Here is a 9,254-nt window from a genome sequence, read left to right on the forward strand (position 1 = left end):
AGAAGCTGCTTAATAAGCAAGCAAATGATGACAACTACCTTGAAAAACACCGCTAATACGGATACTGCTAGCTTTGTATGCAAGCTCTTTATTTTAGAAACATGGGAAGCTATTCGTTGTAAATTCATATTGTTGCCTACTCAATCTAAATTCTATATTTATTCAAACGACAAAAGCAGCCCAGTAATGGCTGCTTTAAATTGATAACCCTAACTTAGTTAGAATTCGTAATTAACATTAAATTCTACAGTTTGCTCTTGACCGTACCAGCAATAGCTCTCATTCCAACAAGTGTAATACTCTTCATTGAATATGTTATTTGCAACGACATTAGCTGTTGTGTTCTTAAGCGAGCTGTTAACCTCTCCTAAGTCATAACCTAGAGACAAATCAACTAAAGTATATGATGGTACTTGGCCTTTATTTTTGTCTGACGTATCGTTTAGAACAGTTTCTCCCACATAACGCACGCCACCGCCGACTCTAAGGCCACTCATTGCACCACTACGTACAAAATAGTTAGCCCAAACATTTGCAGTATGATCTGGTACAAATACTGGTGTTTGCCCGATATTTGATGCGTTTCTATCTTCAGTAATTTCCATATCGGTGTATGTGTAGTTCGCTAACACATCCAAGTTATCAGTGACTTGTGCTCGTCCTTCTAACTCAATACCTTGTGATCGAATCTCACCAACTGAAGTCCATGGTGAAGCTCCATCAGGACGAACGCCCACATTTTTTTTGTTCACTTGGAACAGAGCCATCGAGCCTGAAATCATATTCTCATATGAGTCATACTTAAGACCCAACTCAACTTGTTCACCTGTTTCAGGATCTAGGTTGTTACCGTTAGTATCTAACTTTACACTCGGTTCAAAACTGGTAGCAAAGTTAGCAAATGGAGATAAACCATTATCAAATTTGTACAAAGCGCCTAAGCGGTATGAGAAGTTTGTATCATCAGTATCCGTTTTGCTTGGTGCACCACCCAATACTGATACTTTTGTCGTTGTTTCGACTTTGTCAAAACGACCACCAGCAATAAACACCCAATTATCAATCAACATCTGGTCTTGGAAATAGAAACCAAGCTGACTCACTTCAATGTCGTTATTTTGATAATACGTTTTAGTAAAATCATTCGGGTTCAGCTTATCGTTATTTGGATTGTAAAGGTTGATGCTATCAACACCTGCGAAAGCGTCGTAGGCTACATCACCCTCTGTGTTTCGATAATCCACACCAAAAAGTAAATAGTGATCCAATGAGCCAGTCGACACTAGGCCCGATAGTTGGTTATCAACACTAATACCCGTAGAACTTTCATCGGTGCTATATGCTGAACGAGCTAATGAGCCAGTTGAAGCATCAAAATTGCCACTGCTAGTACTTTCTTGATAAAAGTCAGTTTTCATATAACGGAAATTCTGAAGAAATGCCCAATTTGAGTTGAAATCATGGTTAAACTTATAGCCAGTAATCAAGAAATCACGTTTGATGGTGTTGTAATTAACATCCCCGGCAAATGTCGAAGGTGAGACTTTTCCTGATTCAATCGCCGCTAATGGGAGTGTCACGTTCTGACCTAGTGCAGGGTCATTCTGATAATAAAGATTGAAGTTAATAAAGGTTTTATCAGACACATACCAATCGATTGATGGCGCAATCACATAGCGCTCTTCCTCAACGCCGTCTACTTGCGTATCTTTCTTACGACCCAGAGCAACCAAGCGATAAGCAACGTTGTCACTCAAAGCACCCGTTGTATCAATTGAAGCTTCAACTAAGTTATCTAAACCCGTTGCTAAGCCAATTTTCGTAGACTCTTCAAACTTAGGCGCTTTTGCAATGATATTAACCATGCCTCCTGGTGGCATTGACCCGTAAAGAACCGATGTTGGACCTTTAAATATTTCCAAACGCTCCATTGCAATAGGATCAATCTGAGGTTGTACGTTCCATCCAGGAAGGATTGGCAACATCATTCCGTCATAATAGTTATTCGTAGAGTCAAAACCGCGAATTTTAACCCAATCACTAAGAACCACTGCACCACCTTTATTCTCGGTTGATACACCTGGTGCATAACGAAGAGCTTGCATTACAGACTTAACACCACGTTGTTCCATCTGTTCGCTTTCGATAACGTTAAGTGTTTGCGGCGTTTCTTCTGGCGCTAAAACGGTTTTCGTTGCTGTATTACGGTAGGCTTTACCCATAACAGTAATAGTTTCTACATTCGAATCTGCCGAAGTAGCGGTATCTTCCGCGAATGCTTGCGCTGAAAACGCAGTCAGCAATGCGACTGCCAATGATGAATACTTAAAACGAGTGTGAGTGGTCATGATTCCCTCGGTACCAATGCTTAATTGTAAATAGTAATAAATCTCATTTGCATTGTATGTATCTAGAGATGGGATAATTAACAATTTGGTGCAAATTCAAAAAGAACTTGGCCTATTTTGAGTAAAACCAGGTCAATTGCTGATTAAACACACAATTGATCTAGTAACATTTGACCTTGTAGCCTTTGACCTTGTAACACAAAGGCTTTTGAGAAGGGGGGAGAAAGTCGGAGGGCTGAAATATGACTACGATTTAATAATAGGAACCCAGTACTCCATTTCCGCATCAGAAGCATGAGCTTGATAGCCAAATGGGTACATCTCAAGTTCATAACCATCAACGCCACGATAACCTGAATTTGGAAGCCAATTAAGCACAAACCAACTTAGAGTATGGGGTAGATGCTCTATAGGACCACGGTGCTTCACTACAGCATAGGTTTGCTTCGGAATCGTCAGCACCTCTAACTTATCAGAGATAATACTAGGCAGTTGCGGGATAGAGATCTCGTCATGAAGCTCAACGCCCGCACAATAGTAAATATTGGTTCCGTCAAAACAGGACTGAGTCAGGTCAACAACGCCAATAAACTGGAGCATGTTGGCGTCAGGGATTTCAACCTCACCTTCTAAACGTGACCATAGCTGAGGGACTTTCTGCGCGAAGTCTTGCGTGAGTGAAAACAAGCCACTGATTTCTGATGTCATTCCTTTCACTAAGAAAGACTCTCTTTCATCAATGCGTACTTCCACAAAGCTTAACGCCCTATTTTCTGAATTACTCGCCGTCTCAGATACTTGTATCGGCTTTTTTAGCCCTACTCTTTTGCCTGCTTTTCTATACTGACTTGGGCTTACCCCAAACATTTGCTTAAACGAACGGCTAAAGCTTATTTCTGAATTGAATCCGAGACCAAGCGCAATATCGATAACACGATCTTTTCCATCAAGCAGCTCTTCGGCAGCCTGACTTAACTTTAACTCTCTCACATAGTTCGCCACGGTAAGCCCGGTTTCGGCTTGAAACACTCTTTGCAGCTGCCAACGAGACCAACAGCTTTGCGTCGCTAAATCTTCTAGCGATAACGCAGAGCTAAGATTCGCATGGATATAAGCCAGAACGCGGCTGATACGGTCAAATGCAGGTGTGTTCATATTCAAGCTTTCATCTTCTCTATTTTTGACTAGGGCGTGTTGGGTTCAACAATACTTTTATCACTTAAAGTGGCTTTTATCACTGAAAAAAGGACAGCCCACCCAAACTTTATAAATCTCAAAAACGTAAAAAGCACCGAGTAGATGCTCCATTTTGTATGGTTATCCTCGACTATGTTCGTTATGATAACGCAACTGATTCTCATTTATTGATTTAAGATGCTTCCCCAACTGCACAATATTATCACTCGTCGGAAAGCCCCGTCTCTACATCAAAAAATCTTCGCTTACTCAAAACAAGTGACCCCTTATTTAAGCGGAAGCTTTGGTGCACTTAATAACAAGAGCATTGCGGTAACAAATGAGAATAGCCATAAAGAGCTCAAACGAGTTTACGATGGTCTTTCGCAAAGCCACCCAGAAGCAGGCAAAGCGTATTGGTTAACGCGAACCTGGGATCTCGTGTGTTGGCAGCCTATCTATGTGACTTTCATTTCTATCTATGGGCTTCATTCATTGCCCGACATCAAGAATATCGGTCAATTTAGATACAAAGAGTTCATTACTGGCTACCGCTTCTTTAATGGTGATCATCAACATGGTTCACCAGAAGAGCTGATTCCCGATGCTGGTGAAGCCATTCTTGCACTGACTGAGTTTTATCGAAGCCAGATCAGTGAATGGACACGTATTCGCCCAGGATTTACCAATCATTTATTGGCCGATCTATTGTTAGGCAGTTTGATAAAACTTCAGCAACACGAACCAAGCCTGACCAACGATTACATTATTGCGCAAGCTAAGCTTTGGTTAGAAGCATGCCAGTTGTCTGAAAATCATTTAGACAGCCTTAAAGTAGACTCTAGTTCGGGGATGTTAAAACTGATCAGAATCAGCTGCTGCCTGGTTTATAAGTGCGATTCAAGAAAGTACTGTGATAATTGCCCTAGGCATCCAGACAACAAAAAAATCGCTTAGTCACGCCATTTATTAAAGTTCAATACGACGAGCCTTCTCCCATTGAGCTTCGCTACTGATCTAATTACAGGACTGACATGTTTCAGCTTTCAAACATAAAAATTGTTCGTGATGAACGAACCATTCTCTCAATCGAAGACCTCACGATTCCGACCAATGAACTGACAGTCGTTCTTGGCCATAATGGTTCGGGTAAATCTACACTCGTTAATTTACTCTCAGGGCAGATGTCGCCGGATCACGGCAGCGTGGAACTAGACGGCGCTTCCCTCTCTTCATTCAAAAGCAAAGATTTAGCGAAAAAAATTGCTTATCTACCGCAAAAGCTCCCCGCTTCTGCAGGCTTAACCGTAGAAGAGTTGGTTCGTTTAGGTCGCTTCCCATGGAGAGGCGCGCTAGGCCGTTGGAATTCAGAAGATAAGTCGATTATCCAACAAGCGATGGAAAGAACCGGTGTCACTGAATTCTCGCAAGCCTTGGCGGATGATTTATCTGGAGGAGAGCGTCAACGCGCGTGGGTATCGATGTTGTTGGCTCAGCAATCACCAGTACTAATCCTTGATGAACCAACTTCGGCACTGGATGTACATCATCAGTTTCAGCTTATGGGTTTACTGTCTGAACTCAACAAAACGGAAAATGTTGGGGTGATCGTCATTTTGCACGATTTGAACTTAGCACTGCGTTACGCGACACACATCGTTGCACTGAAAAAAGGTCAGATTGCTTTTGAAGGCAGTGCGGATAAGTTACTTGATGAACAAGCGCTGTCAGCTTTGTATGAGTCTCCGATTCGACTGATCGATCATCCAGTTCCAGCTAAGACAGCAGCAAGTGAGAAGGTTGCAGTCGTCTGTGAATAGTTCGGGCATTTCAGCTTAAGTCTAAGCTCTAAGCTCTAAGCTCTAAGCTCTAAGCTCTAAGCTCTAAGCTCTAAGCATAAAGAAGGCCATTGAAATCATAAACTTCAATGGCCTTTTCGTTTTTCACTCGCTAGCTAAATAACTAATTAACTAATTAACTAATTAGCTCAGCTGCGACTCTCTCGCTTCTTGACTACTGAAACCACGTAAAATATTAATCAGAGTAATAATAGTGAACAACATGATGACAAGCGATAAATGCCACGCTTCTCCTAGCCCTAGTTGAACTAGCCCCATACTCACCATTGAAGACACCACCATCTGCCCGCCGCCAGACATCGCAGCAGCAGCGCCAGCGTTCTTCTTATAAGGCAACATCACCAACGCCTGAGCACAAGGCAATGCAATACCATTGCCAAGAATCATCAAGAACTGGCCAAGCATGAGATACAAAGGCTCAAGTGGGCAAAAGAAAAGCCACAACGCCGCGAAGATATGCAATACAGGGGTACATAACAGAGTTTTCTTGTTGCCCAACATGGGGCGAATACGGTTACATAAACTTGTTCCACCCAGCATGCCTAAAGCAGGAATGACCGCCCACATAGCGTATTCATCAGACGTCATGCCAATCTGGTTTTGCATAATAAATGGCATCACTGATACGGTAGTGATCATCAAACTAAAGTTAAGCCAGCCAATACTCGCAAAACTCATAAAATAGCGAGAAGTTAGCAACTCTTTGTATTGAGAAACCATTTTATTTGGCGAAGGAATAGCGGAGATCTGAGTGACGGTTTCCTTAAACTTGAACGCCAAAACCACCCAAGCTAATGAGACATAGCCAAGTAGCGAGATGAACACCATGCTCCAGCCAAAATGGAAGTTAATAAAGCCGCCGATTACGGGCGCAATCAAAGGTGTAATAGACGCGACCATCGCAATGTAGGACATAGCTAAAGGTAAATCTGCCCCACTGAATCTATCCCGCGTGGAAGCACGAGCAAGTACAGCGCAACAACCCGTTCCTAAGCCTTGCAGAAAACGTCCCATCACCATGCTAGTAAATGAATGGCTAAAGAAGATGATCATTAATAGCCCAAGCATCGCAATCAACAAACCACTTAACAGCACCTTCTTACGCCCTAGAGCATCGGAAATTGGACCATAGATAAACTGAGAAGGTCCAAAACCTAACAAATAGACACTCACCAGAAGCTGAGCTTGCTCTAGCGAAACATCAAAGTCTTTCGCGATCCATGGTAATGATGGAAATACCAGCCCCATACTGAGTTGGCCGATGCTGATGACCAAACACGCAAGTAGGATCGATTTAAAGTCAAATCGACGACTCATGATGTAAAGTATCCAATATAACAGCTGTTTTGAGATCGGGTGGTTTGAGAATAGATAGCTTGAGTATCAACCTGACAACATACAGGCAGAGAAAACAGCGAAGATGTTGCAAGGGTAGTATTCATTATGCTCCGAAGGAATCGAATAGAGAATGGCAGGCTAAACATACGTGAGCTTGCTTACTCATACAACACTGGTTGAACTAAATAAATGAATAGTCACTTTTCAGTAACCCAACCTTTGCACCTGTCGACCACAAGCTAAACTAATACCACGTCATGAAAACAAAGGACTCCCATGAACAATCATCATCGTCTTATTTCCTGTGCTTTGGCACTCATCGCATCGAGTCCAATATCCTCTGCTTTTGCATGGCAAGTAGAGAAGATCACCGACGGACTCGTGATCCCTTGGGGGTTGGCTTATATCAACGATAACTCCATGCTAGTAACAGAAAAAGCTGGCGTCATTAAACAGGTTGATTTAAAGACGAGTGAGCAAAGCACGCTGTTCAGGCTGCCCAATGTTTGGGCGAAAGGCCAAGGTGGTCTGTTGGATATCGCGCTCTCCCCTTTTGAAAACGAAAAGTTCTACGTCACTTACAGTAAAGACGTCGATGGTGAAGGCGTAACGACACTGGCTTCTGCTAATTACAGCAATCATGAAGTTACCAATTGGACAGACGTGTTTGTATCTAAATCCAGAACGGACACCGGACGTCACTTTGGTAGCCGTATCACCTTTGATGATAGCCACCTGTATTTTTCAATCGGCGACCGTGGTGATCGAGACAACGGCCAAGACACCATGACTCACGCCGGATCAATATTACGATTGAATGCTGATGGAAGCACACCAAGCGATAACCCGTTCTCGGATAACAGCAAGGTACTCAATGAGATTTGGAGCTATGGCCATCGTAATCCACAAGGCTTGTATTACGACTTCCCGACCCAGAAGCTGTGGTCGATTGAACACGGCCCGCGAGGTGGTGACGAAATCAACCTAATTAAAGCAGGTGCCAACTACGGGTGGCCTGTCACATCACACGGAAAAGAGTATTGGGGCCCAATTAGCGTAGGCGAGTCTGAAACTAAGGATGGCATTGAAGCGCCTAAAAAAGTCTACGTTCCTTCAATCGCTCCGGGCAGCTTGATTGTTTACCAAGGTGACAAATACCCAGAGTTGAAAGGAAAGCTGCTGGCCGGCGCGCTTAAACTTACCCACATCAATATTGTGACAGTCAATGGACAAGGTGAAACAATTAAAGAGGAACGTATTTTAGAAGATTTAGGCGAGAGGATAAGAGACATTGAAACTTCACCAAGCGGCGACATCTTTTTCAGTACCGATAATGGCAACCTGTATCGCTTGAAAAAGTAGTCAAAAGCTCGTTCCAATAGACACATGATGCTTACCGTGAGATTTATAAATATAAGCCGTTAAAATTGGGGCCAGGCACCAATTAGCGGCTTAATAATTTGGAAAATAAATGTGCCAAAACAGTGCAATTACTCCAAATTCGTCATCAATTTCGACCACCTTTTTCACAAAAACTACAACAAGTCACCATACAACTGTAACTCCATGATATTTAAGGAATGCAAAGTTTGACTACCCCCAAGTTTCTGCAACCTTTCACTATGGATTCGATTGACTATCCCCTAATTTGATTTAGACTTCATCTCGGCTAGAAAGAAAGTTCTTTGTATATAAACATTTCGTTGGATTACTAGTAACCCCGTTGTGTTGTACGCAATAGCAATAAACTTTTCCGCGCTATCAGTGCCACAATTGGCTCAAAATAAAAATTTAATTTTAGGATATCATCATGTCTAACACAGTTACTGGTAAAGTAAAATGGTTCAACGAAACTAAAGGCTTCGGCTTCATCGAGCAAGAAAACGGCCCAGACGTATTTGCACACTTCTCTGCAATCACAGGCGATGGTTTCAAAACTCTTGCTGAAGGCCAACAAGTTGAGTTCACTGTATCTCAAGGTCAAAAAGGCCCACAAGCTGACAGCATCAAAGTACTTTAATTTAGTATTTTAAAGCTTTCTAAAAATAGCCAGCCTCTGCTGGCTATTTTTTTACCCGCTATTCAGAGATTTAAGGTAGTTAGTTCTATTCAACGTTTTCGCGAACGTGAACACATTCTTAGAAGCAACACCCATCCTGTATGAAATGAAGCTCATCGGTAAATCAGAGAAACGAACAAGACGCCCTACAACCGATGAAATAGACCTGTTAAAAGAAGCACTAGAAGAACGTGAGCAACGCAGAGAAAACAAAATCCCCTACTCCGTGCTTCTAGACTTCAGCATCCTGAGCTGTATGAGAGTCAGCGAAGTCTGTGGTATTCGCTGGGAAGACTTAAACGAAGAACTTAGAACAGTGATCGTACGTGACCGAAAAGACCCACGTAAGAAAGAAGGCAACCATATGGTAGTTCCTCTGCTTGGTGAAGCATTTGATATTGTAATGAGGCAAGAGCGTAAACCCTATCTGGCAGGGTAGTTGTCACTGTTAAAATTTAACCAGTTTGGGCGATA

8 protein-coding genes and 1 pseudogene are annotated in these 9,254 nt (G+C 42.5%); 6 read left to right on the top strand and 3 right to left on the bottom strand.

What is annotated here, in order from left to right; all coding sequences use genetic code 11:
- The coding region (locus tag AB6E08_RS21740) for a hypothetical protein (RefSeq protein WP_372160262.1) at positions 1–204 on the top strand (204 nt) is incomplete at its 5' end.
- A 14-nt stretch (positions 205–218) separates the two neighbouring features.
- On the opposite strand, the gene AB6E08_RS21745 is transcribed toward AB6E08_RS21740, so the two are convergent.
- Both AB6E08_RS21745 and AB6E08_RS21750 read right to left on the bottom strand, forming a co-directional pair.
- A complete protein-coding gene (locus tag AB6E08_RS21745; protein WP_372064338.1) occupies positions 219–2,348 on the bottom strand; it encodes a TonB-dependent siderophore receptor in 2,130 nt (709 codons plus the stop codon).
- A gap of 246 nt (positions 2,349–2,594) precedes the next feature.
- A complete protein-coding gene (locus tag AB6E08_RS21750; protein WP_017098448.1) occupies positions 2,595–3,503 on the bottom strand; it encodes an AraC family transcriptional regulator in 909 nt (302 codons plus the stop codon).
- A gap of 219 nt (positions 3,504–3,722) precedes the next feature.
- Between AB6E08_RS21750 and AB6E08_RS21755 the strand changes: the two genes are divergently transcribed.
- Together AB6E08_RS21755 and AB6E08_RS21760 are read left to right on the top strand one after the other, a co-directional pair.
- Positions 3,723–4,481: a siderophore ferric iron reductase gene (locus tag AB6E08_RS21755; protein WP_012600441.1), complete on the top strand. Its 759-nt coding sequence runs from the start codon at positions 3,723–3,725 to the stop codon at positions 4,479–4,481.
- A 77-nt stretch (positions 4,482–4,558) separates the two neighbouring features.
- Positions 4,559–5,344, top strand: coding sequence for an ABC transporter ATP-binding protein (locus AB6E08_RS21760; protein ID WP_012600440.1), 786 nt, complete (start codon positions 4,559–4,561; stop codon positions 5,342–5,344).
- Positions 5,345–5,506: 162 nt separating this feature from the next.
- Here AB6E08_RS21760 and AB6E08_RS21765 read toward each other — a convergent pair whose 3' ends face one another.
- Positions 5,507–6,700, bottom strand: a complete 1,194-nt coding sequence (locus AB6E08_RS21765; RefSeq protein WP_017098450.1) for a multidrug effflux MFS transporter — start codon at positions 6,698–6,700, stop codon at positions 5,507–5,509.
- Between the two features lie 297 nt (positions 6,701–6,997).
- Here AB6E08_RS21765 and AB6E08_RS21770 point away from each other — a divergent pair, with 297 nt between their 5' ends.
- From AB6E08_RS21770 to AB6E08_RS21780, 3 genes and pseudogenes are all read left to right on the top strand, one after another.
- Positions 6,998–8,083, top strand: coding sequence for a PQQ-dependent sugar dehydrogenase (locus tag AB6E08_RS21770; RefSeq protein WP_372064341.1), 1,086 nt, complete (start codon positions 6,998–7,000; stop codon positions 8,081–8,083).
- 448 nt (positions 8,084–8,531) lie between these two features.
- Positions 8,532–8,741, top strand: a complete 210-nt coding sequence (locus AB6E08_RS21775) for a cold-shock protein (protein ID WP_004731543.1) — start codon at positions 8,532–8,534, stop codon at positions 8,739–8,741.
- Positions 8,742–8,826: 85 nt separating this feature from the next.
- Positions 8,827–9,201 (top strand): annotated as a pseudogene (locus tag AB6E08_RS21780) (tyrosine-type recombinase/integrase); the annotation flags it as partial.
- Positions 9,202–9,254: the final 53 nt, after the last annotated feature.

This window comes from Vibrio sp. 10N.247.310.24 (assembly GCF_041467175.1).
Taxonomy (GTDB): Bacteria; Pseudomonadota; Gammaproteobacteria; order Enterobacterales; family Vibrionaceae; genus Vibrio; species Vibrio tasmaniensis_A.

Bases quoted from the DNA above. Each gene is read 5' to 3' on its own strand.
- AB6E08_RS21745 (WP_372064338.1), bottom strand. From the start codon at position 2,348: ATGACCACTCACACTCGTTTTAAGTATTCATCATTGGCAGTCGCATTG.
- AB6E08_RS21750 (WP_017098448.1), bottom strand. From the start codon at position 3,503: ATGAACACACCTGCATTTGACCGTATCAGCCGCGTTCTGGCTTATATC.
- AB6E08_RS21755 (WP_012600441.1), top strand. From the start codon at position 3,723: ATGCTTCCCCAACTGCACAATATTATCACTCGTCGGAAAGCCCCGTCT.
- AB6E08_RS21760 (WP_012600440.1), top strand. From the start codon at position 4,559: ATGTTTCAGCTTTCAAACATAAAAATTGTTCGTGATGAACGAACCATT.
- AB6E08_RS21765 (WP_017098450.1), bottom strand. From the start codon at position 6,700: ATGAGTCGTCGATTTGACTTTAAATCGATCCTACTTGCGTGTTTGGTC.
- AB6E08_RS21770 (WP_372064341.1), top strand. From the start codon at position 6,998: ATGAACAATCATCATCGTCTTATTTCCTGTGCTTTGGCACTCATCGCA.
- AB6E08_RS21775 (WP_004731543.1), top strand. From the start codon at position 8,532: ATGTCTAACACAGTTACTGGTAAAGTAAAATGGTTCAACGAAACTAAA.